Below are 22,595 nucleotides of genomic sequence, written 5' to 3' on the forward strand. Positions count from 1 at the left end.
TGGCGCTGATGGCGACGGTGGATGCCTACATCCCGCAGCCGGAGCGTCCGATCGACCTGCCGTTCCTGATGCCGATCGAGGACGTGTTCTCGATCTCGGGCCGCGGTACCGTGGTGACGGGTCGCGTCGAGCGCGGCATCGTCAAGGTCGGCGAGACGGTGGAGATCGTCGGGATCCGGGCGACCACGACCACGACGGTGACCGGCGTGGAGATGTTCCGCAAGCTGCTCGACCAGGGCCAGGCGGGCGACAACGTCGGCGTGCTGCTGCGCGGGACCAAGCGCGAGGACGTGGAGCGCGGCCAGGTCGTGTGCAAGCCGGGTTCGGTGAAGCCGCACACCAAGTTCAAGGCCGAGGCGTACATCCTGACCAAGGAGGAGGGCGGCCGCCACACGCCGTTCTTCACCAACTACCGGCCGCAGTTCTACTTCCGGACCACGGATGTGACCGGGGTGTGCGAGCTGCCGGAGGGCACCGAGATGGTGATGCCGGGCGACAACGTGACCATGGACGTCACGCTGATCGTGCCGGTGGCCATGGAGGAGAAGCTGCGCTTCGCCATCCGCGAGGGCGGCCGCACCGTCGGCGCCGGCGTCGTAGCCGCCATCAACGACTAAGCCAGGACGGATCGGCGCGTCGCGAGGCGCGCCGATCCGCCAGACGGCGTACCTTTCGCAGCTTGCGTCTCATCGCGGCGTGAACATGTCCCGGTCCGGCCGGGATGCCAGGTGCCAATCTGCAGATCTGATGTGATTCCCGCCGGCCTTCGTCTTGACGGAGCGCCGGCGCTGCTTTGTCATGTCTCGACCGTGCTCCGGTGGAGACTCATATGTCCGCTGGTCTTCTTCGCCGCGCCCTGGATTTGCTGGTCCTGATCTGTACCGGGGCCCCAATCGCGCTCGGTGGGGCGCGCGCCGATGATTTGAGCGACGGGCGATTCCGCGACGAGGTGGCGGCGCTGGTCCGGGTTCTGCAACCGGCGGCCGAGATCCGTCTCGATTCCGATCCGGGGCAGATCAATGTCGGGCCCAGGACGATCGCCCTCACAAACCTGTACCCGCGCGTTGCCAGGCTCACCGGCTCGGAACGCCGACGGGCCATCGCAGAATTCATCGCCGACGTTCTGGCGCGGTCCCAGCCCGCGACGGATCCCGGGGATTTCGCGGCCATCCAATCGCGGCTGCGCGTGCAACTCGTGCCGGAAGAGATCCTTCACCAGCGCCCGGAGATTGCCCGCCGTCGGTTTTCCGAGACGCTGTTCGTCGTCTACGTACTCGATGAACCGAAGCGGTACCAATACGTGACCCGCGCGATGCTCGCGGGCTGGCATGTCGAGCCCGCCCTGGTGGAGTCGACCGCCGTCAAGAACCTCGCGGCAACCTCGAAGGATGCTCCGTTCAGCCTCGGCGTCGGGGATGACACGCCGATCTTCGCCATCGCCGATTCGGGCGACGATTACGACGCCGCGCGGCTGCTGGTGCCGGACTACCTCGATCAGATGCGCCGCGCCTTGAAGGCGGACAGCATCACCCTGACCGCTCCGACCCGGAATGCGCTGATGGCCTGGCCCGCCGATAGCGCTGCGCGGCACGAACTGGCCGCAGAGGCGACCAAGCAGATGCGGGCCGGCCCCTACGGTCGCAGCGACGACCTGTTCCACTTCGACCGAAACGGATTGCGTCCCTTGACCGCTGCGGAGCGCGCGGATCACGGCCGTTGACGCTGCGCAGCCGCGGGATGCCCGAAGGACCCGCCGCTCCGGTCATGATCGGGTGGGACGGACAGGCCCGCGAGGGCCGCATTTTGCTTTCTCGGGCCTGTCCGTGTCGCCGAACCTCTTGCAAGCGCCGCCGCAATCGGGCATTTGGCAGAACGCTAGGAGTGTAGCTCAACTGGTCAGAGCGCCGGTCTCCAAAACCGGAGGTTGCGGGTTCGAGTCCCTCCACTCCTGCCAGACATCTCACCCAACCCCGCGCGGTCGCCCGGTCGACAAGCCGGCGGAGTTGCGCTAGAGCGGGCGCAATCCGAGATCTGAAGCGACCGTCGGTGCGGGCCTCCCCAGGCCCTCGGCGCCGGATGTTCGCGTTCCCGGAAGCAGGCCCTGCCTCGGGCCCGCGCACGCAAAAAACACTGGCGCCATGGCATCGAACGAAGCGACCAAGAAGGTGGATGTGGCGCGCGGCGCGGCTCGCGGTCCCGCGAACACGCCGCCGGCGCGTCCGGCCACGCCCGCCAAGGTGCCGCAGAAGCGCGCGACGCCCGGCGAGTTCTTCTCCCAGGTCCGCGACGAGGCCCGCAAGGTCACCTGGCCGTCCCGCCGGGAAACCACGATCACCACCATCATGGTGTTCGTGATGGTCGTGGTCACCAGCCTGTTCTTCACGGTGGTCGACCAGGCCCTGCGCTTCGTGGTGGGCCTCGTGCTCGGCCTCTAGAGCATCGTCCCGAAAGGTGGCCTCCGGCTTTCGGGAAAAGGTGATGCGTTGAGGGGGGCGATATCGATCCGGGGGAGACCTCGCGGACTTGTCGGAGTTGAACGGAACCGTGTCGAAGCGCTGGTACATCGTCCACGCCTACTCGAACTTCGAGAACAAGGTCGCGCAGTCCATCAAGGACCAGGCGGCCCAGCGCGGGCTGACCGAGCTGTTCGACGAGGTGATGGTCCCGACCGAGAAGGTCGTCGAGGTGCGCCGCGGCCGGAAGGTCGATGCCGAGCGCAAGTTCTTCCCCGGCTACGTGCTGGTGAAGTGCGACCTGACCGACGAGGTCTACCACCTCATCAAGAACACCCCGAAGGTCACGGGTTTCCTCGGGGCCGACAAGTCGAAGCCGGTTCCGATCCCCGACGCCGAGGCCGAGCGGATCAAGGGCCAGGTCGCCGAGGGCGTCGATCGGCCGAAGCCGTCGATCGCGTTCGAGATCGGCGAGACCGTCCGGGTCGCCGACGGCCCGTTCGCGAGCTTCAACGGCACCGTCGAGGAGATCGACGAGGCCCGCTCCCGTCTCAAGGTGGCCGTGTCGATCTTCGGCCGGGCCACGCCGGTGGAGCTGGAATACGCCCAGGTCGAGAAGGCCTGAGGCACGCACGTTTTCGGCGGCCGGTTTTTCGGCCGTCCATCCTCTTCCGGCCGGCGTTCAGCCTCGGCCGTGAAGCGGCCGCACCCTGCAAAGGGGCGGTCTCACCCGCGGAAGATCCGCCCGGCCTCGCCTCCGGGATCCACGGATCGCACCGCGACCTGTCATCGTCCGACCCGCCCGCGCCTAGGCAGCCCGGCGGCGGACGCAGTTTGGGAGATATCCCATGGCGAAGAAGATCACGGGCTACGTGAAGCTTCAGGTCCCGGCCGGCGCGGCGAACCCGTCGCCCCCGATCGGTCCCGCGCTCGGTCAGCGCGGCCTCAACATCATGGAATTCTGCAAGGCCTTCAACGCGAAGACGGCGCAGATGGAGAAGGGTACCCCGATCCCGGTGATCATCACCGCGTATCAGGACCGCTCCTTCACCTTCGAGATGAAGCAGCCGCCGGTCACCTTCTTCCTGAAGAAGGCCGTCGGCCTGAAGATCGGCAAGAAGCCGGCCTCCGGCTCGAAGACCCCCGGTAAGGGCCCGGTTGTCGGCAAGATCTCCGAGGCGCAGCTGCGCGAGATCGCCGAGAAGAAGATGCCCGACCTCAACTGCGACTCGGTCGATGCGGCCGTCGCCATGATCCGCGGCTCTGCCCGGGCCATGGGCCTCGAAATCACGGCCTGAGGGAGGACATCATGGCACGCGAAGGAAAGCGCATCCGCGCGGCCCGCGAGGGCATCGAGGTGACCAAGCTCTACCCGCTCGACGAGGCGATCAAGCTGGTCAAGGAGCGGGCGACCGCGAAGTTCGACGAGACCGTCGAGGTCTCGATGAACCTCGGCGTCGATCCGCGTCACGCCGACCAGATGGTCCGCGGCGTCTGCAACCTGCCGAACGGCTCCGGCCGGACGGTCCGCGTGGCGGTCTTCGCCCGCGGCGCCAAGGCGGACGACGCCAAGGCGGCGGGTGCCGACATCGTCGGCGCCGAGGATCTCCTGGAGATCGTCCAGAGCGGCAAGATCGAGTTCGACCGCTGCATCGCCACCCCGGACATGATGCCGCTGGTCGGCCGTCTCGGTAAGGTGCTGGGCCCGCGCGGCCTGATGCCGAACCCGAAGGTCGGCACCGTTACCATGGACGTGAAGACCGCCGTGGCCGGCGCCAAGGGCGGCTCGGTGGAGTTCCGCGTCGAGAAGGCCGGGATCGTCCATGCCGGCGTCGGTAAGGTCTCGTTCGACGCCGACAAGCTGATCGAGAACATCAAGGCTTTCGCCGACGCGGTCGCCAAGGCCAAGCCGGCGGGCGCCAAGGGCACCTACGTCCAGCGCATCGCCGTCACCTCGACGATGGGCCCGGGCGTGAAGGTCGAGCCGAACACGGTCCTGACCGCCTGATCTTCGACGCACCATCCTTACGAAGCGCCCGGCCGGAGACGGCCGGGCGTTTTGCGTTGGGGGCCTCGGCGCAAAACTCCTTTGCGGATGAGGCGCTCCCCTTTCCCGGACGCCTGGAACGACAGTGGAAGGTGATCCGGGACCCAGCTTAGAAATGTGCCGCGTAGCGGCTCAGTTGAGGAGCCACGTTGTAGCAAGTCAGCGCCTTATCTTGATGCGCTGGGTCCCGGGTCGCATTCCGCTAGCGCCGCATGCGCCCGGGAAAAGGTGTCGTCGAATCGGCAAAGCTTCATCATATCCGCCTGCCGTGCTGGGGAGGTGGGTGATGGAGCGCCGGTCCCACGTCTACATGCTCGCCAGTCGGCGGAACGGAACGCTCTACACCGGCTCAACGACCGACCTCGCCCGGCGCGTCTATGAGCATCGCACCGGTGCGATGCCGGGGTTCACCCGTGACTACGGCGTGACGATGCTGGTTTGGTACGAAGAGTACTCCCGCATCATCGGTGCCCGCATCCGGGAGTATGCGATCAAGCGCTGGCGCCGTGCGTGGAAGCTCGCGCTGATCGAGGCATTCAACCCGGCTTGGCGCGATCTCTACGAGGATCTCGGGTTTTGAGCCGCTGCGCGGCGCGTCCTGCGCTGGGTCCCGGGTCGCATTCCGCTAGCGCTGCATGCGCCCGGGAAAGGGCGTCGCGGTTCATCCTGCACCGCCCTTTTCCCGGACAGGTGCAGCGAAGCGGAACCTGATCCGGGACCCAGCGTAAGTGTCGCCGAGCAGCGGCTCTTTAGCACCGCCCTTCACGTCATTCTCAACATCGAAGGGGGGCGCCATCCCGCGCGGCTGTGCTAGATAGCCCTCATGCGCAGCACAGTCTCCGTCACGACCCGTCGACGCATCCTCTGCGTCTTCCCCGCCTACACGCCCTCGTTCGGCACGTTTTCGCACGCCTATCCGCTGATGGGCGGCGTCAAGGCGTTCATGCCCCCGCAGGGCCTTCTGGTGATCGCGGCCTACATGCCCGAGAGCTGGGAGTACCGCTTTATCGACGAGAACATCCGGCGCGCCTCCGCCCAGGATTTCGCCTGGGCCGACGCGGTGTTCGTCTCCGGGATGCACATCCAGGAGGGCCAGATCCACGACATCGGCCGGCGCGCCCACGCGGCCGGCAAGGTCGCGGCGCTCGGCGGCCCCTCGGTGTCCGGCGCCCGGGAAAAATATCCGGACTTCGATTATCTCCACGTCGGCGAGATCGGCGACGCCACCGACCGGCTGATCGAACGGCTCGATGCAGACATTACCCGTCCGACCCAGCAGGTGGTGTTCGAGACCGGTGAGCGGCTCGCGCTCTCGGACTTCCCGGCCCCGGCCTACGAGGCCGCGCCGCTCAAGCGCTACCTGATCGGTTCGCTGCAATTCTCGTCCGGCTGCCCGTATCGCTGCGAGTTCTGCGACATCCCGCAGCTCTACGGCCGTCAGCCCCGGCTGAAGAGCCCCGAGCAGATGTGCGCCGAGCTGGACGCGATCATCAGCCAGCCCGGCCACCCGGCGGTGGTCTACTTCGTGGACGACAACTTCATCGCCAACCGCAAGGCGACCCGCGAGATGCTGCCCCATCTCGTGGCGTGGCAGAAGAAGAACGACTACCCGCTGCAATTCGCCTGCGAGGCGACCCTGAACATGGCCAAGCAGCCCGAAATCCTCGAGCTGATGCGCCAGGCCAACTTCATGACCGTGTTCGTCGGGATCGAGACGCCCGAGGCCGACGCGCTCAAGGGCATCGACAAGACCCACAACGCCGCCGTGCCGATGTACGAGGCGATCGAGACGCTCAATTCCTACGGGCTCGAAGTCACCTCGGGCATCATCCTGGGGCTCGATACCGACAGCGACAAGTCCGAGCAGAACCTGATCGACTTCATCGACAAGTCGGCGATCCCGGTGCTGACCATCAACCTCCTCCAGGCCCTGCCCAAGACCCCGCTCTGGGACCGGCTGGAGCGCGAGGGGCGCCTGGTCCACGATGCGGCGCTGGAATCGAACGTCCTGTTCAAGCGCCCGCACGACACCGTCGTGTCGAGCTGGCGCCGGGCGATCGCCCATGCCTACGAGCCGGAGCAGCTCTTCTCCCGGTTCAAGCACCAGTGCGAAACCACCTACCGGAACCGGATCAAGACCCCGACCAAGGGCAAGCTCACCTTCACGAACCTGCGCCGCGGCCTGATCCTCGGCTTCAACATCATCACGCGGGTCGGGCTGCTCTCCGATTACCGCAGGCCGTTCTGGAGCGCCGCCGGCTACGCGCTCAAGCGCGGGCAGATCGAGGCGGTGTTCAACATGGGCTTCGTCGCCCACCACCTGATCCGCTTCACCCGCGAGGCCCTGCGGGGCGAGCACAACGCCTCGTTCTACGCGGCCAAGGCCGCGGAGGCCGAGGATGCGCGGCGGCGTTCGTGGTGGGAGACTGCGCGGCGCAAACTGGTGCCGGAGCGCGAGGCGGCGTAGCCTTCGGGCTTGGCACGTTAAGGTACGGGAGGGCTATCGACGCCGATACCGATCCAAACCGGGAGCATGCGTGCTCCCGGTTTGCGCGTCCGGTGATACCTCTGGGCCGAGTCGGCGACGGACCGTCCATGCGTCCCAAGCCGGTCTCCCACGCCAGCCCTTGCCTGCGGCGGAAAAGTCGCGCTTCAGCCCTTGGCAGGCGGCTTGCTAGCCTCTATACACCGCGCCTTACGCATTTCATCCTCACGGAAGGAGACGGCCAATCGGCCGGTTTCCGCATGAAATGTCGCCCGGGCAACCGGGTGGCAATAGCCGGCAGGATCCTGAGGGCGACGAGCCCCGCGGAGCCTTGTCCGGCTATGTCCTGTCCGAGACTGCAGGTGCCGGTTCGCCGGCTTAATCAACGCCCAACCTGCACAGACGGGGAAGACCGAACTTAGGAAAAGCCTCGCTGCGGCATACGCCGCGGAGGGGTGTCGGTTTGAACCAACTCACCCGAAGCGGCCCTCGCGGGCACGTGCGGGGACAGGGCCGCGAAGCGTCGTTCGGACGTTCCCGGTCTCTTGAAGGCCGAGACGACGTCCGGGCGGCATGTGCAACCGGCGGACCCGATTCCGGGTTCCGCCAACCGGAGAGAGCCCAGTGGACCGGACAGCAAAAGCTGACCTCGTCTCGACGCTCAACGGCGTGTTCAATCAGAGCGCCGTCGTCGTCGTGGCCCACTACAAGGGCCTCACGGTCGCCGACATGCAGAAGCTGCGCTCGCAGATGAAGCAGGCCGGCGCCACCGTGAAGGTCGCCAAGAACAGCCTCGCCGGCATCGCACTCGATGGTACGGACGTCGCCTCCATCAAGCCGCTCCTGAAGGGCCCGACCCTGCTCGCCTATTCCGGCGACCCGGTCGCAGCCGCGAAGGTCGCGGTCGATTTCGCCAAGACGAACGACAAGCTCGTGATCCTTGGCGGCGCGATGGGGAAGACAACCCTGAACCCGGACGGCGTGAAGGCCCTCGCCTCGCTCCCGTCCCTCGACGAACTGCGCGCCAAGATCGTGGGCCTGGTACAGGCGCCCGCGACCAAGATCGCTCAGGTCGTCAATGCGCCGGCGGCCAAGCTCGCCCGCGTGTTCGGGGCCTATGCCACCAAGGACGAGGCCGCTTGAGGCCCTTCAAAAACCCATCGTTCGAACCGATATCTGAGAGGAATTGAAAATGGCTGATCTTGCCAAGCTCGTCGACGACCTGTCCTCGCTGACCGTTCTCGAGGCCGCCGACCTGGCCAAGATGCTCGAAGAGAAGTGGGGCGTCTCGGCTGCTGCCGCCGTCGCCGTCGCCGCCGGCCCGGCCGCCGGTGGCGCCGCCGCCGCCGTCGAGGAGCAGACCGAGTTCACGGTCGTGCTCGCCGCCGCTGGCGACAAGAAGATCGAGGTCATCAAGGAGGTCCGCGCGATCACCGGCCTCGGCCTCAAGGAGGCCAAGGACCTCGTCGAGGGCGCTCCGAAGCCGGTCAAGGAGAGCGTCACCAAGGACGAGGCCGAGAAGCTCAAGGCCCAGCTCGAGAAGGCCGGCGCCAAGGTCGAGCTCAAGTAAGTCGCCGATGGGCCGGATCCGGCCCATCACCCCACGGAGGTCCATCGTGGGCCTATCGTGACTGGAGCCCGCGGGTGCAGCACCCGCGGGCTTTAGGCCGCTTCGGCGGAGGGCCCTGAAAACGGGCCAGAGAGATTCGGTTCGGTGGCGCGGTCCGGCGGGGCGCGCGTCACAGTCCGGTGCGGGAGGTCCCTGTCGGGAACGCTTCCCCGGGCGCGAGGCACGCGGGATGGAGCGAGTTCACATGGCCAACACGCTGGTCGGTCGCAAGCGCATTCGGAAGTTCTTCGGCAAGATCAAGGAAGTCGCCGAGATGCCGAACCTCATCGAGGTTCAGAAGGCATCCTACGACCAGTTCCTCATGGTCGACGAGCCGGAGGGCGGCCGCGGCGATGAAGGCCTCCAGAGCGTGTTCAAGTCGGTGTTCCCGATCTCGGACTTCGCCTCGACGGCCCTGCTCGAGTTCGTGCGCTACACCTTCGAGCAGCCGAAATACGACGTCGATGAGTGCCGCCAGCGCGGCATCACCTTCGCGGCCCCGCTGAAGGTGACCCTGCGGCTGATCGTGTTCGATGTCGATCCGGACACCCAGGCCAAGTCGGTCAAGGACATCAAGGAGCAGGACGTCTACATGGGCGACATGCCCCTGATGACGGAGAACGGCACCTTCATCGTCAACGGCACCGAGCGCGTCATCGTCTCGCAGATGCACCGCTCGCCGGGCGTGTTCTTCGACCACGACAAGGGCAAGACCCACTCGTCGGGCAAGCTCCTGTTCGCCGCCCGCATCATCCCGTATCGCGGCTCCTGGCTCGACGTCGAGTTCGACGCCAAGGACATCGTGCACGTCCGCATCGACCGCAAGCGCAAGCTGCCGGCGACCTCGCTGCTCTACGCCCTCGGGCTGGACGGCGAGGAGATCCTGTCGACCTTCTACAACCGCGTAGTCTACGACCGCGACGGCGCCGAGTGGCGCGTGCCGTTCGACCCCGAGCGGATGAAGGGCATGAAGGCCACGGTCGACCTGATCGACGCCGATTCCGGCGAGGTCGTGCTCGAGGCCGGCAAGAAGCTCAACGCCCGCAACGCCCGTCAGATCACCGACAAGGGCACCAAGTACCTCAAGGCCACCGACGAGGATCTGGTCGGCCAGTACATCGCCGAGGACCTGGTCAACACCGAGACCGGCGAGATCTGGGCCGAGGCCGGCGAGGAGATCTCCGAGAAGCTCCTGAAGAGCCTCGACGAGGTCGGCATCATCGAGCTGCCGGTGCTCGACATCGACCACGTCAATGTCGGCCCCTACATCCGCAACACGCTGGCGGTGGACAAGAACTCCAACCGCGAAGGCGCGCTGTTCGACATCTACCGGGTCATGCGCCCGGGCGAGCCGCCGACCCTCGACACCGCCGAGGCGATGTTCCACTCGCTGTTCTTCGATTCCGAGCGCTACGACCTCTCCGCGGTCGGCCGCGTGAAGATGAACATGCGCCTCGACCTCGACGCCGCCGACACCGTCCGCACCCTCCGCAAGGAGGACATGCTGGCCGTCGTCAAGGCGCTGGTCGAGCTGCGCGACGGCAAGGGCGAGATCGACGACATCGATCACCTCGGCAACCGTCGCGTCCGCTCGGTCGGCGAGCTGATGGAGAACCAGTACCGCCTCGGGCTGCTCCGCATGGAGCGCGCGATCCGCGAGCGCATGAGCCAGGTCGATATCGACACGGTGATGCCGCAGGACCTGATCAACGCGAAGCCCGCGGCCGCGGCGGTGCGCGAGTTCTTCGGCTCGTCGCAGCTCTCGCAGTTCATGGATCAGACCAACCCGCTCTCCGAGGTGACGCACAAGCGCCGCCTCTCGGCGCTCGGCCCAGGCGGTCTGACCCGCGAGCGCGCCGGCTTCGAGGTGCGCGACGTGCACCCGACGCATTACGGCCGCATCTGCCCGATCGAGACGCCGGAAGGCCCGAACATCGGCCTGATCAACTCTCTGGCGACCTTCGCCCGGGTGAACAAGTACGGCTTCATCGAGACCCCGTTCCGCCGCGTGCGCGACGGCGTGGTCACCAATGAGGTCGCCTACCTCTCGGCCATGGAGGAGGCGAAGTACTACGTCGCCCAGGCCAACGCCCAGATGGACGAGAACAAGAAGCTGACGGAGGACCTCGTGGTCTGCCGCCGCGCCGGCGACGTGATCGTCGTCGGTCCCGAGCGCGTCGACCTCATGGACGTCTCGCCCAAGCAGCTCGTCTCGGTGGCCGCGGCGCTGATCCCGTTCCTCGAGAACGACGACGCCAACCGCGCCCTCATGGGCTCGAACATGCAGCGGCAGGCCGTGCCGCTGGTCCGCGCCGACGCGCCGTTCGTCGGCACCGGCATGGAGGCGGTGGTCGCCCGCGATTCCGGCGCGGCCATCGCGGCGCGCCGCTCCGGCATCGTCGATCAGGTGGACGCCACCCGTATCGTCATCCGGGCCACCGAGGAGGCCGACGCCACGAAGCCGGGCGTCGACATCTACCGCCTGCAGAAGTTCCAGCGCTCCAACCAGTCGACCTGCATCACGCAGAAGCCGCTGGTCCGCGTCGGCGAGCCGGTGAAGAAGGGCGAGATCATCGCCGACGGTCCCTCGACCGAGTTCGGCGAGCTGGCGCTCGGCCGGAACGTGCTCGTCGCGTTCATGCCGTGGAACGGCTACAACTTCGAAGACTCGATCCTGCTCTCCGAGCGGATCGTGAAGGATGACGTGTTCACCTCGATCCACATCGAGGAGTTCGAGGTGATGGCCCGCGACACCAAGCTCGGGCCGGAGGAGATCACCCGCGACATCCCGAACGTCTCCGAGGAAGCGCTCAAGAACCTCGACGAGGCCGGCATCGTCTACATCGGTGCCGAGGTGAATGCCGGCGACATCTTGGTCGGCAAGATCACCCCGAAGGGCGAGAGCCCGATGACGCCGGAGGAGAAGCTCCTGCGCGCCATCTTCGGCGAGAAGGCCTCGGACGTGCGCGACACCTCCCTGCGGGTGCCGCCGGGCGTCACCGGCACGATCGTCGAGGTCCGGGTGTTCAACCGCCACGGCGTCGACAAGGACGAGCGCGCCCAGGCGATCGAGCGCGAGGAGATCGAGCGGCTCGCCAAGGACCGCGACGACGAGCAGGCGATCCTCGACCGCAACACCTACGCCCGTTTGGCGGATGTGCTGATCGGTCAGGCGCCGGTGGCCGGCCCGAAGGGCTTCAAGAAGGACACCACGCTCACCCGCGAACTGATCAACGACTACCCGCGCTCGCAATGGTGGCAGTTCGCCGTCATCGAAGACCGTCTCATGACCGAGATGGAGGCGATGCAGAAGCAGTACGACGAGTCGAAGAAGCGCCTTGAGCAGCGCTTCCTCGACAAGGTCGAGAAGCTGCAGCGCGGCGACGAGCTGCCCCCCGGCGTCATGAAGATGGTCAAGGTCTTCGTGGCGGTGAAGCGCAAAATCCAGCCGGGCGACAAGATGGCCGGCCGTCACGGCAACAAGGGTGTCGTGTCGCGGATCGTGCCGATCGAGGACATGCCGTTCCTGGAGGACGGGACCCATGCCGACATCGTGCTCAACCCGCTGGGCGTGCCCTCGCGCATGAACGTCGGCCAGATCCTGGAGACGCACCTGGGCTGGGCGGCTGCGGGCCTGGGTCGCAAGGTCTCCAAGGCGGTGGATGCCTATCTGAAGTCGCACGACATCGCGCCGCTGCGTCAGGAGATGGAGGCGATCTACTCCCCGGGCGAACTCGACGGCCTGACCGACGAGGAGTTGGCGGAGGCCGGCAACAACGTCCGTCGCGGCGTGCCGATGGCCACCCCGGTGTTCAACGGCGCCAAGGAGGCCGACATCGAGCAGATGCTCGAGATGGCCGGCCTCGACCGCTCGGCGCAGTCGACCCTCTACGATGGCCGCTCCGGCGAGCCCTTCGACCGCAAGGTAACGATGGGCTACATCTACATGCTGAAGCTGCACCACCTGGTGGACGACAAGATCCACGCCCGGTCGATCGGCCCGTACTCGCTCGTCACCCAGCAGCCGCTGGGCGGCAAGGCGCAGTTCGGCGGTCAGCGCTTCGGCGAGATGGAGGTCTGGGCGCTGGAGGCCTACGGCGCCGCCTACACGCTGCAGGAGATGCTCACGGTGAAGTCGGACGACGTGGCCGGCCGCACCAAGGTCTACGAGGCGATCGTCCGCGGCGACGACACCTTCGAGGCCGGCATCCCCGAATCGTTCAACGTGCTCGTCAAGGAGATGCGCTCGCTCGGCCTCAACGTCGAGCTGACGTCCTCCAAGAAGGCCGCGAACGACCAGCTGGAGCCGCCGGCCGACGCCGCCGAGTAGCGGAGTCGCGACAACACCTCCCGTGGCGGCATCCAGCCGCCACGGTCGAGCGGGGAGGGGCGGGGCCTCCGGGTGACGACGGCCAGCGGCGCCTGAGCAGGGCGCGGCGCCGGATCTTTTTCAGGACACGAGGGCCCGGCGCGGGGCCACCGGCGTCAACAAGGAGCGGATCATGAACCAAGAGGTCATGAACCTTTTCAATCAGCAGGCCACCCCGGTCAGCTTCGATCAGATCAAGATTTCGATCTCGTCGCCGGAGAAGATCCTCTCCTGGTCGTACGGCGAGATCAAGAAGCCCGAGACCATCAACTACCGGACCTTCAAGCCCGAGCGCGACGGCCTGTTCTGCGCGCGTATCTTCGGGCCGATCAAGGATTACGAGTGCTTGTGCGGCAAGTACAAGCGCATGAAGTACAAGGGCGTCATCTGTGAGAAGTGCGGCGTCGAGGTGACGCTGGCGCGCGTCCGGCGCGACCGCATGGGCCATATCGAGCTGGCCGCCCCGGTCGCCCACATCTGGTTCCTGAAGTCGCTGCCCTCGCGCATCGGCCTTCTGCTCGACATGGCCCTCAAGGACCTCGAGCGGATCCTGTACTTCGAGTCCTACTGCGTCATCGAGCCGGGCCTCACCCCCCTCAAGGAGCGTCAGCTCCTGTCGGAGGAGGAGTACCTGCGCGCCCAGGAGGAGTACGGCGAGGACAGCTTCACCGCCATGATCGGCGCCGAGGCCATCCGCCGGATCCTGCAGGAACTCGACCTCGACAAGATCGCCAACGATCTGCGCGAAGAGATCGCGGTCACCACCTCGGAGCTGAAGCCGAAGAAGCTCCTGAAGCGCCTCAAGATCATCGAGGCGTTCCAGATGTCCGGCAACAAGCCGGAGTGGATGATCCTCACCGTCGTCCCGGTGATCCCGCCGGACCTGCGCCCGCTGGTCCCGCTGGATGGCGGCCGCTTCGCCACCTCCGACCTGAACGACCTCTACCGCCGCGTCATCAACCGCAACAACCGCCTGAAGCGGCTGATCGAGCTGCGCGCCCCCGACATCATCATCCGCAACGAGAAGCGGATGCTGCAGGAGGCCGTGGACGCATTGTTCGACAACGGCCGCCGCGGCCGCGTCATCACGGGTGCCAACAAGCGCCCGCTGAAGTCGCTCGCCGACATGCTGAAGGGCAAGCAGGGCCGGTTCCGCCAGAACCTGCTCGGCAAGCGCGTCGACTACTCGGGCCGCTCGGTCATCGTGGTCGGCCCCGAGCTGAAGCTGCACCAGTGCGGCCTGCCGAAGAAGATGGCGCTCGAGCTGTTCAAGCCGTTCATCTACGCGCGGCTGGACGCCAAGGGCTTCTCCGCAACGGTGAAGCAGGCCAAGAAACTGGTCGAGAAAGAAAAGCCGGAGGTCTGGGACATCCTCGATGAGGTGATCCGCGAGCACCCGGTGATGCTGAACCGCGCGCCGACGCTCCACCGCCTCGGCATCCAGGCCTTCGAGCCGAAGCTGATCGAGGGCAAGGCGATCCAGCTGCACCCGCTGGTCTGCGCCGCGTTCAACGCTGACTTCGACGGCGACCAGATGGCCGTGCACGTCCCGCTGTCGCTCGAGGCGCAGCTGGAAGCCCGCGTCCTGATGATGTCGACCAACAACATCCTGCACCCGGCCAACGGTCAGCCGATCATCGTGCCGTCGCAGGATATCGTGCTCGGCCTCTACTACCTGTCGATCGTGGCCGAGGGCTCGAAGGGGGCGTTCAATCCGGACAACCCCAAGAACCCGATGCAGGGCGTCTTCGGCGACATGGGCGAGCTGGAGCACGCGCTCGCGGCCAAGACCGTGTCGCTGCACACCAAGATCAAGTGGCGCTGGAACGGCATCGGCCCGGACGGCGAGCCGCTGACCAAGACCTACGACACCACGCCCGGCCGGGTGATCCTGTCCGGCGCGCTGCCGAAGCACGCCAAGGTTCCCTTCGACGTCGTCAACAAGCTGATGACCAAGAAGGAGATCTCGGCGATGATCGACACCGTCTACCGCCACTGCGGTCAGAAGGAGTCGGTGATCTTCTGTGATCGGATCATGGGCCTCGGCTTCAACCACGCGTTCAAGGCCGGCATCTCGTTCGGCAAGGACGACATGGTCGTGCCGGACAACAAGTGGTCGATCGTCGACACCACGCGCACGCTCGTGAAGGACTACGAGCAGCAGTACAACGACGGCCTGATCACCCAGGGCGAGAAGTACAACAAGGTCGTGGATGCCTGGGCCAAGTGCTCGGACAAGCTGGCCGCCGAGATGATGAACCGCATCTCGAGCGTCCAGAAGGACGAGAACGGTGCCGACAAGCAGGTCAACTCGATCTACATGATGAGCCACTCGGGCGCCCGTGGTTCGCCCGCCCAGATGAAGCAGCTCGCCGCCATGCGCGGCCTGATGGCCAAGCCCTCGGGCGAGATCATCGAGACGCCGATCATCTCGAACTTCAAGGAAGGTCTGGACGTGCTGGAGTACTTCAACTCCACGCACGGTGCCCGTAAGGGCCTCGCCGACACCGCCCTGAAGACCGCCAACTCCGGCTACCTGACCCGCCGCCTCGTCGACGTGGCTCAGGACGCGGTCATCCGCGAGGTCGATTGCGGCACGACCAACGGCATCAAGATGCGCGCCATCGTGGATGCCGGCCAGGTCGTGGCGACGCTGGCGACCCGCATCCTCGGCCGCGCCACGGCCGAAGACCTGGTCTCGGCCGACGGCACGGTGATCGTGAAGACCGGCGAGACCATCGAGGAGCGGCACCTGCCGGCCATCCAGGCTGCGGGCATCCAGGAGGTGAAGATCCGCTCCGTGCTGGTCTGCGCCACCCGGAGCGGCGTCTGCGCCACCTGCTACGGGCGCGATCTCGCCCGCGGCACGCCCGTCAACATGGGTGAGGCGGTCGGCGTCATCGCGGCGCAGTCGATCGGCGAGCCGGGCACCCAGCTCACCATGCGCACCTTCCACATCGGTGGTGCGGCGCAGATCGCCGACTCGTCGTTCATCGAGTCGAGCTTCGAGGGCACGATCAAGATCCGCAACCGCGCGATCGCCAAGAACACCGATGGCGACCTGATCGCCACCGGCCGGAACGTGGCGGTCGTGATCGTCGGGTCGGACGGGGTCGAGCGGGCGGTCCACCGCCTGCAGTACGGCGCCAAGCTCCGGGTCGACGAGGGCGACAAGATCAAGCGCGGCCAGCGGATCGCCGAGTGGGACCCCTACACCCGTCCGATCCTCACCGAGGTCGACGGCATCGTGGCCTACGAGGATCTGGTCGACGGCCAGTCCATGACCGAGACCACCGACGAGTCGACCGGCATCGCCAAGCGCGTCGTCGTCGACTGGCGCGGTTCGGCCCGGACTTCGGACCTGAAGCCCGCCATGGTGGTGGTGGACCGGGACGGAAAGCCCGTGAAGCTGCCGCGCGGCTCGGATGCCCGCTACTTCCTGCCCGTCGATGCCATCATTGGCTTCGATCCGGGCGGCAAGGTGCAGGCCGGCGACATCCTGGCCCGCGTCTCGACCGACTCGGCCAAGACCCGCGACATCACCGGCGGTCTGCCGCGGGTGGCGGAGCTGTTCGAGGCACGGCGCCCGAAGGACGCGGCGATCATCGCCGAGAAGTCGGGCACCATCGCGTTCGGCCGCGACTACAAGAACAAGCGTCGTCTCACGCTGACGCCGCATGACGGCTCGGAGGCGGTGGAATACTTGATCCCGAAGGGCAAGCACATCCACCTGCAGGACGGCGACGTGGTGGAGCTCGGCGACTACATCGTCGACGGAAACCCGGCGCCGCACGACATCCTGGCGATCAAGGGCGTGGAGGAACTCGCGGCCTACCTCGTCAACGAGATCCAGGAGGTCTACCGGCTCCAGGGCGTGTCGATCAACGACAAGCACATCGAGGTGATCGTCCGGCAGATGCTGCAGAAGGTCGAAGTGACCGACGGCGGCGACTCGGACATCCTGGCGGGCGACCAGATCGACCGCACGGAGTTGACCGAGTTCAACGATAAGCTGCTTGCCGAGGGCAAGAAGCCGATCCAGGGCGTTCCGGTTCTGCTCGGCATCACCAAGGCGTCCCTGCAGACGAAGTCGTTCATCTCGGCGGCCTCGTTCCAGGAGACGACCCGGGTGCTCACCGAGGCGGCGGTCAACGGCAAGGTCGACCATCTGGAAGGCCTCAAGGAGAACGTCATCGTCGGCTCGCTCATCCCAGCGGGCACCGGCTCGATGGTGGCCGACATCCGCGCCGTGGCGCGCCGTCGCGATGCGATGATCCTGCAGCAGAAGCAGGCCGGCAGCGCCGCGGATCCGATCGAAGGGCTGCCGCCCGCCGCCGAGTGACCCTGCGTCACGCGCGACAGGCTTGAGATGAGACAGGGCGGCCTCCGGGCCGCCCTTTTTCGTGGCCCGCGCTCGGATCGGGCCGCCGGGCCGAAACCGGGACGGCCGTCGAGGAGCGGGCTTAACCGGGGCTCAACCATGCCGGGCGATAAATCCGCGTCGGCCGCCGGAACGCCCTGGAAACGGGGAGGATCGAGCCGGCGGTGGTGCATCGGTGCGGGTCTGAAGCCGTGGGCGTGAGACGAGGACGACGGGAATCGAGCCTGCGCTGGCTCTCGGCCGCCTTGACGCCCTGGATGGCGGGGCTCGGCCTGCTGGTCTCGTTCACGGCCGATGCCGGAACCGAGAACGCGATCGGGTCGAGTCGGCTCGGGGCGATCGACGCCTTCACGGTCCCGGCCCTTCCGCCCGGCACTGCGCTGATCGGTTCCGCGCTGCGGCGCAGCGCCGACGAGCCGCTCCAGGCCGTGTTCAAGACCGGCGCCCACGTGTTCCCGGTGGTGCAGCGCCAGACCAAGGGCGACCCGTTCCAGCCGCCGGCCGGGAGCTTCGCCCGCCGGGCCGCCGCCCTGCGCGAGACCGGGGCCGCCCTGGTGTTCGGCGACGTCACCGGCAGCGTCAGCGGCGTGCTGAGCGCGGGCTCGGCGGTCTGGGATCCGGAGGCCGAGCCGGAGGGCGGCTTCGTGCCCGTGCCCGATCTCGGGCTGACCACGGGGTCCGGCAGCGCCGCCTCCACGGGCGAGGGCAGCGCCGACCTCACCGGGGATGGCGAAACCGAGCGCCGCTACGACGGCTCGACCCCGCCGGTGCCCCGGGCGGTCGCCCTGTCGTCGACCACGCCTGCGCCCGCGGACGCGATCCCGATCGAGGTGGCGGCCGCCAGCCTGGCGCTGCCCGATTTCGCGATCCGCCCCGAGCGGCCCGGGATCCTTCAGTCGATCCCGGAGGATGCCAGCCGGCGCTACGCCGACCTGATCGACCCGGAATCCCTCGACAAGGAGCAGCGCTGCCTGTCGGAGGCGGTCTATTTCGAGGCCCGCAGCGAATCCGAGGCGGGTCGCGCCGCGGTGGCCCAGGTGGTGCTCAACCGGGTGAAGAGCGGCCTCTATCCGAGCAGCGTCTGCGGCGTCGTCTACCAGAACCGGCATCATTACATGGGCTGCCAGTTCTCCTTCGCGTGCGAGGGCAAGTCCCTGCGCATCACCGATGCCGGCGCGTGGGAATCCGCCACCCGGATCGCCCGCTCGGTGATCGAGGGCCGGACCTACCTGGCCGAGGTCGGGGCGGCGACCCACTACCATGCCGACTACGTGCGGCCGGGCTGGGCCCGGCGCCTGCGCAAGATGGACGTCATCGGGCGGCACATTTTTTACCAGCTCAAGCCTGGGCAGACCTGAGCGGCCCACATTGGTGGCGGCTTCTCATCCACGCGCACGGGGTTTGCATGCGTGGGTGCCAGCCCACATGACATTGGTGAGGGCTCGCTGGGTGCCACCCGCAGACCCTCTTGTTGGGTAGCCAGCCAGCTCCGTGTTACGCGAGCCCGGGCGTGATGGTCACGGACCACTCACCGCTCGGGTTCCTCGTGACGGTGATCCGCAAGAGCGGAATCATCAACACATCGCTCACCCCCTGCCTCACCCCTACGACGTTCACACATCGGCTGTGATAGGGCGCGACGCGCCCCCTCTCCCGCACGGGAGAGGGGACCCGCGCCTGATCCCTGCGATCGTGTTGCCGAGCCCGATCTGTGAATCCGGTAGCCCTCAACCTGAGGCGACGGAGCGAAGCGGAGGCCTCGAAGGAGGAGGGGAGTCGGGTTGGAGGAGCGCCGATCGAAATCGGGCGCGCCCCGATCGGTCCCTGAAGCGGTGCATTCGCGAACAGCGTTAAGGATTGCCGCCGATCTTCGATAGAATCTTACCTAGGTAGTGGATCGCTAAGCAGTCCAAACCGAGGGTTAATTTTACCTTCATTCCGAACTCTGCTTGCGAGTCGGGCAACGACTCTGGCCTGTAGTGCGTCGAGACCAGCGCTGCCCTTGCGCAGCGTCTCGCCCGTACCGCGTACCAGAGGACTTCCATGACCGCGCCGGTCGCACGCTCCACCCTTCTCGCCGCCGCCTTCGGCGGCCTGCTGCTCGCAGCCCCCGCGCAGGCCGGCGGCTGCTACGGCTCCGCATGCTACCGCCACGTCACGACCCCGCCGGTCTTCGACACCGTGCAGGAGAACGTGCTGGTGCGGCCGCCGCGGACGGTCTACCGGACCACGCCGCCGGTCTACGATACCGTGTCCGAGCGCGTGATGGTCGCCCCCGGCGGGCGCGTCTGGCAGACGAGCCGCGGTCCCGGCGGCGAGCTGATCGGCTGCTGGATCGATACGCCGCCGCGCTTCGCCGTGCGCAGCCGCACCGTCCTGGTACGGCCCGCGCAGTCGATCCCGGAGACCATCCCGCCGGAATACGCCACCGTCAGCCGGCGCGTCCTGGTGGCGCCGGCCCGCTCCGGCTGGGTGCCGGCCGGCGGCGGGTACGGCGGTTATGCGGGCGGCTACCGCTCTGCCGCCTATGGCGGTCCCCTGGTCGGCTCGATCCCGGACGCCGTCGGCATCACCGGTGCGAGCTCCGCCGATATCGGTGTCGGCCTCGGCTTCTCCACGGGCAGCCGCTACGACGGCTACTGATCGGTCGATCGACGCCCGCATCCCGGGTCGCGCCCCCGGGACGCGGCCTCGGCGTCTGACGGGGCCGCCTTGATTCCGGGCATCCCGGCGACACCTCTTCCGCGGACGAACGGGAGGTGACGATGGGTACGTTCAAGGCCTGGGTGATCGACAAGGGCGAGGCCGGGCAGAGCCTCGCCTTCCGGGATTTCGACGACGCCGACCTGATGGACGGCGACGTCACCGTCCGGGTGACCCACTCGACCCTGAACTACAAGGACGGGCTCGCCCTCACCGGCACGTCGCCGGTGGTGCGCCGCTTCCCGATGATCCCCGGTATCGATTTCTCCGGGGAGGTCGAGACCTCGGATCACCCGGAGTACAAGCTGGGCGACGCCGTCGTCCTCACCGGCTGGGGCGTCGGCGAGACGCATCTCGGCGCCTACGCGCAGCGCGCCCGGGTCAAGGGCGACTGGCTGGTGCCGCTGCCCGCGGGCCTCAGCCCCGAGCAGGCCATGGCGATCGGTACCGCGGGCTATACCGCGATGCTGTCCCGGATGGCCCTCGACGCCCACGGGCTGACGCCGGCACACGGGCCTGCGATCGTCACCGGGGCGTCGGGCGGCGTCGGCTCGGTGGCGGTGGCGCTCCTGGCCCGGGCCGGCTGGCACGTGATCGCCTCCACGGGGCGGGACAGCGAGGCCGATTACCTCAAGGGCCTCGGCGCCGCCGAGATCCTCGACCGCGCGGAGCTGTCGAAGCCCGGCAAGCCGCTCGGCAAGGAGCGGTGGGCGGCCGGCATCGACGCGGTCGGCTCCACCACCCTGGCCAACGTGCTGGCTCAGACCCGGTCCGACGGCGCGGTCGCCGCCTGCGGGCTGGCCCAGGGCATGGACCTGCCGACCTCCGTGGCGCCGTTCATCCTGCGCGGCGTCTCGCTCCTCGGGATCAACAGCGTCACCACCCCGCAGACGAAGCGCCGCGCGGCCTGGGCGCGCCTCGCCCGGGAACTCGATCTCGACAAGCTCGCCAGCATGACGCGCCGGGTCAGCCTGGAGGAGGTCGGCGGGCTCGGGCCGGAGATCCTGGCGGGCCGGATCCGCGGGCGGACCGTGGTGGAGGTCGGTTGAAGCTTTGGCCGGAACCCTTGCCGTTCCCGCCGCATTGCACCTCCCATGAGCGTAGCATTCGTCAAAGAGCCCGAGGGCGGGGAAGCCTTCGAGAACCTGCCCGACCGTCCCATCTCGCCGCACACCAACTTCGTCACGCCGGAGGGGCTGGCGCAGATCGAGGCGGAGGTCGCGCGCTTGGAGCGGGAACTCGGCACCCTGGATCACGCCGACAAGGCGGAGGATTCCCGGATCGGGCGGGATCTGCGGTACTGGCTCGCCCGCAAGAACACCGCGCAGGTGGTCGAGCCGATCGACGGCCAGACCGTGCATTTCGGCGCCACCGTCACGATCCTGCGCGAGGACGAGTCCGGGAAAGAGACGAAGCAGACCTTCCGCATCGTCGGCGAGGACGAGGCCGACCCGCACAAGGGCTCGATCTCCTACGTGGCGCCGCTCGCTCAGGCGATCACCGGCAAGAGCGTGGGCGACGTGGTCGAGGTCAACGGCAGCGAAGTCGAAGTCGTCGAGATTCGCGCCTGAACGGCGTCACCGGCCTTCGAAGCGCGCCCGGAGCGGTAGGATCGCTTCGGCGAGGTGCTCCATGAACGCCCGGACCCGCCCGGCGTGACGCAGGTCGGGGTGGGTCAGAACCCAGAGGTCCGCCCCGATCTCCGGGTGTGGGCCGGAGAGCCGGCGCAGGGCGGGGTCGGTATCCGCCTCGAAACACGGCAGCGGCCCGATCCCCAGTCCGGTCGACACCGCTTCCTTCAGCCCCGTCACCGTGTTGATCCGCAGGCGAACTTTCTCCGGCGGTGCCCGCGTCTGGAGGAAGGATGCGAACAGGCCGCCCCCCACCGTCGAACCCGGAACCACCCAGGCTTCGTCGGCGAGATCGCCATAGGTCTGCCCGGCGCGTCCGTAGATGGCCCAGGCGAGACCGGTGAGACGGCGCCCGACCAGGGATTCGCTGGGGCTCCGGCTCGCGCGGATCGCCACGTCGGCGTCCCGGCGCGACAGGTTCAGCGCTTCCTCAGCCAGGATCAGGTCGATACGGATCTCCGGGTAGCGTGCGCAGAACGACGCCAGGATCGGCATCAGGATCCCGGTCGCGAAGTTCACCGGCGCCGTCACGCGCAACTCCCCGGAGGGCGTCTGCCCTTGGCCGGCGACCGTGCGGGAGAACCGGGTCACGTCGGTCTCGATCCGGCCGGCCGCCTCGATCATCGCCACGCCGGCCGGGGTCGGCACGTAGCCGGTACGCAGGCGCTCGAACAGACGCACGTCGAGCCGGGCCTCGATCGACCCGAGGCGCCGGAACGCCGTGGAATGATTGATCCCGAGCTGCGTCGCGGCCGCGGTCAGTCCACCCCGGTCGGCGACGGCTTTCACGAAGCGGAACTCGTCCCAGTCCAGCGACACGCTCGCCTCCTTGCATCTCCGCAAGGGTGTTCTTGCGTGGCGGGGCATTTTTGCAAAGCGCAAAACGCGCGATGGAGAGGCCAGCGCGCTGCCCGGGG

The 22,595-nt window shown here is 67.5% G+C and carries 17 protein-coding genes and 1 tRNA gene; 17 read left to right on the forward strand and 1 reads right to left on the reverse strand.

All coding sequences use genetic code 11. From position 1 onward, the window contains the following. The 17 genes from MFF40_RS07345 to greA all read left to right on the forward strand — a co-directional run. Positions 1–617: EF-Tu C-terminal domain-related protein (locus MFF40_RS07345; protein WP_283206093.1), on the forward strand; the 617-nt coding region annotated here is incomplete at its 5' end. A gap of 212 nt (positions 618–829) precedes the next feature. Next, entirely contained in the window at positions 830–1,720 is an 891-nt protein-coding gene (locus MFF40_RS07350) for a DUF1444 domain-containing protein (RefSeq protein ID WP_238260061.1), read from the forward strand. Between the two features lie 157 nt (positions 1,721–1,877). Then, positions 1,878–1,954 (forward strand) — tRNA-Trp (locus MFF40_RS07355). Positions 1,955–2,138: 184 nt separating this feature from the next. Next, positions 2,139–2,435, forward strand: coding sequence for a preprotein translocase subunit SecE (gene secE / locus MFF40_RS07360; protein WP_147897407.1), 297 nt, complete (start codon positions 2,139–2,141; stop codon positions 2,433–2,435). 109 nt (positions 2,436–2,544) lie between these two features. Then, positions 2,545–3,078 (forward strand): transcription termination/antitermination protein NusG, encoded by a 534-nt coding sequence (nusG, locus tag MFF40_RS07365; protein WP_007566056.1) that lies wholly within the window; start codon positions 2,545–2,547, stop codon positions 3,076–3,078. A 223-nt stretch (positions 3,079–3,301) separates the two neighbouring features. Then, the gene (gene rplK, locus MFF40_RS07370; protein ID WP_147855888.1) at positions 3,302–3,751 is read left to right on the forward strand and encodes a 50S ribosomal protein L11; all 450 of its coding nucleotides are present in this window, start codon (positions 3,302–3,304) and stop codon (positions 3,749–3,751) included. 11 nt (positions 3,752–3,762) lie between these two features. After that, positions 3,763–4,461 carry a 50S ribosomal protein L1 gene (rplA, locus tag MFF40_RS07375; RefSeq protein WP_147855889.1) on the forward strand — a complete coding sequence of 233 codons (699 nt, stop codon included), beginning with the start codon at positions 3,763–3,765 and terminating at the stop codon, positions 4,459–4,461. Between the two features lie 325 nt (positions 4,462–4,786). Next, entirely contained in the window at positions 4,787–5,080 is a 294-nt protein-coding gene (locus tag MFF40_RS07380; protein WP_147855890.1) for a GIY-YIG nuclease family protein, read from the forward strand. 243 nt (positions 5,081–5,323) lie between these two features. After that, the gene (locus MFF40_RS07385; protein WP_147897405.1) at positions 5,324–6,967 is read left to right on the forward strand and encodes a B12-binding domain-containing radical SAM protein; all 1,644 of its coding nucleotides are present in this window, start codon (positions 5,324–5,326) and stop codon (positions 6,965–6,967) included. Positions 6,968–7,609: 642 nt separating this feature from the next. Beyond that, positions 7,610–8,128: a 50S ribosomal protein L10 gene (rplJ, locus tag MFF40_RS07390; protein ID WP_007566048.1), complete on the forward strand. Its 519-nt coding sequence runs from the start codon at positions 7,610–7,612 to the stop codon at positions 8,126–8,128. Between the two features lie 49 nt (positions 8,129–8,177). Further along, positions 8,178–8,555 (forward strand): 50S ribosomal protein L7/L12, encoded by a 378-nt coding sequence (gene rplL, locus MFF40_RS07395; protein WP_147897404.1) that lies wholly within the window; start codon positions 8,178–8,180, stop codon positions 8,553–8,555. Between the two features lie 244 nt (positions 8,556–8,799). Continuing rightward, on the forward strand, positions 8,800–12,924 hold the full coding sequence (rpoB, locus tag MFF40_RS07400) for a DNA-directed RNA polymerase subunit beta (RefSeq protein WP_147854852.1): 4,125 nt from the start codon (positions 8,800–8,802) through the stop codon (positions 12,922–12,924). 172 nt (positions 12,925–13,096) lie between these two features. Then, positions 13,097–17,305, forward strand: coding sequence for a DNA-directed RNA polymerase subunit beta' (gene rpoC, locus MFF40_RS07405; RefSeq protein WP_147854853.1), 4,209 nt, complete (start codon positions 13,097–13,099; stop codon positions 17,303–17,305). A 296-nt stretch (positions 17,306–17,601) separates the two neighbouring features. Further along, positions 17,602–18,702 (forward strand): cell wall hydrolase, encoded by a 1,101-nt coding sequence (locus MFF40_RS07410; RefSeq protein ID WP_147897413.1) that lies wholly within the window; start codon positions 17,602–17,604, stop codon positions 18,700–18,702. 685 nt (positions 18,703–19,387) lie between these two features. Then, on the forward strand, positions 19,388–19,987 hold the full coding sequence (locus MFF40_RS07415; protein ID WP_147857218.1) for a hypothetical protein: 600 nt from the start codon (positions 19,388–19,390) through the stop codon (positions 19,985–19,987). A gap of 122 nt (positions 19,988–20,109) precedes the next feature. Next, positions 20,110–21,096, forward strand: a complete 987-nt coding sequence (gene acuI / locus MFF40_RS07420) for an acrylyl-CoA reductase (NADPH) (RefSeq protein ID WP_238260062.1) — start codon at positions 20,110–20,112, stop codon at positions 21,094–21,096. Positions 21,097–21,141: 45 nt separating this feature from the next. After that, positions 21,142–21,618 (forward strand): transcription elongation factor GreA, encoded by a 477-nt coding sequence (gene greA, locus MFF40_RS07425; RefSeq protein WP_147857084.1) that lies wholly within the window; start codon positions 21,142–21,144, stop codon positions 21,616–21,618. Positions 21,619–21,624: 6 nt separating this feature from the next. On the opposite strand, the gene MFF40_RS07430 is transcribed toward greA, so the two are convergent. Beyond that, the gene (locus MFF40_RS07430) at positions 21,625–22,497 is read right to left on the reverse strand and encodes a LysR family transcriptional regulator (protein ID WP_238260063.1); all 873 of its coding nucleotides are present in this window, start codon (positions 22,495–22,497) and stop codon (positions 21,625–21,627) included. Between the last annotated feature and the right edge of the window lie 98 nt (positions 22,498–22,595).

The organism is Methylobacterium mesophilicum (assembly GCF_022179445.1).
Classification (GTDB): Bacteria; Pseudomonadota; Alphaproteobacteria; order Rhizobiales; family Beijerinckiaceae; genus Methylobacterium; species Methylobacterium mesophilicum.

What these genes read in the sequence shown, in the direction of transcription:
- MFF40_RS07350 (WP_238260061.1), top strand. Translation starts at nt 830, where the DNA reads ATGTCCGCTGGTCTTCTTCGCCGCGCCCTGGATTTGCTGGTCCTGATC.
- secE (WP_147897407.1), top strand. Translation starts at nt 2,139, where the DNA reads ATGGCATCGAACGAAGCGACCAAGAAGGTGGATGTGGCGCGCGGCGCG.
- rplK (WP_147855888.1), top strand. Translation starts at nt 3,302, where the DNA reads ATGGCGAAGAAGATCACGGGCTACGTGAAGCTTCAGGTCCCGGCCGGC.
- rplA (WP_147855889.1), top strand. Translation starts at nt 3,763, where the DNA reads ATGGCACGCGAAGGAAAGCGCATCCGCGCGGCCCGCGAGGGCATCGAG.
- MFF40_RS07380 (WP_147855890.1), top strand. Translation starts at nt 4,787, where the DNA reads ATGGAGCGCCGGTCCCACGTCTACATGCTCGCCAGTCGGCGGAACGGA.
- MFF40_RS07385 (WP_147897405.1), top strand. Translation starts at nt 5,324, where the DNA reads ATGCGCAGCACAGTCTCCGTCACGACCCGTCGACGCATCCTCTGCGTC.
- rplL (WP_147897404.1), top strand. Translation starts at nt 8,178, where the DNA reads ATGGCTGATCTTGCCAAGCTCGTCGACGACCTGTCCTCGCTGACCGTT.
- rpoB (WP_147854852.1), top strand. Translation starts at nt 8,800, where the DNA reads ATGGCCAACACGCTGGTCGGTCGCAAGCGCATTCGGAAGTTCTTCGGC.
- rpoC (WP_147854853.1), top strand. Translation starts at nt 13,097, where the DNA reads ATGAACCAAGAGGTCATGAACCTTTTCAATCAGCAGGCCACCCCGGTC.
- MFF40_RS07410 (WP_147897413.1), top strand. Translation starts at nt 17,602, where the DNA reads ATGGCGGGGCTCGGCCTGCTGGTCTCGTTCACGGCCGATGCCGGAACC.
- MFF40_RS07415 (WP_147857218.1), top strand. Translation starts at nt 19,388, where the DNA reads ATGACCGCGCCGGTCGCACGCTCCACCCTTCTCGCCGCCGCCTTCGGC.
- acuI (WP_238260062.1), top strand. Translation starts at nt 20,110, where the DNA reads ATGGGTACGTTCAAGGCCTGGGTGATCGACAAGGGCGAGGCCGGGCAG.
- greA (WP_147857084.1), top strand. Translation starts at nt 21,142, where the DNA reads ATGAGCGTAGCATTCGTCAAAGAGCCCGAGGGCGGGGAAGCCTTCGAG.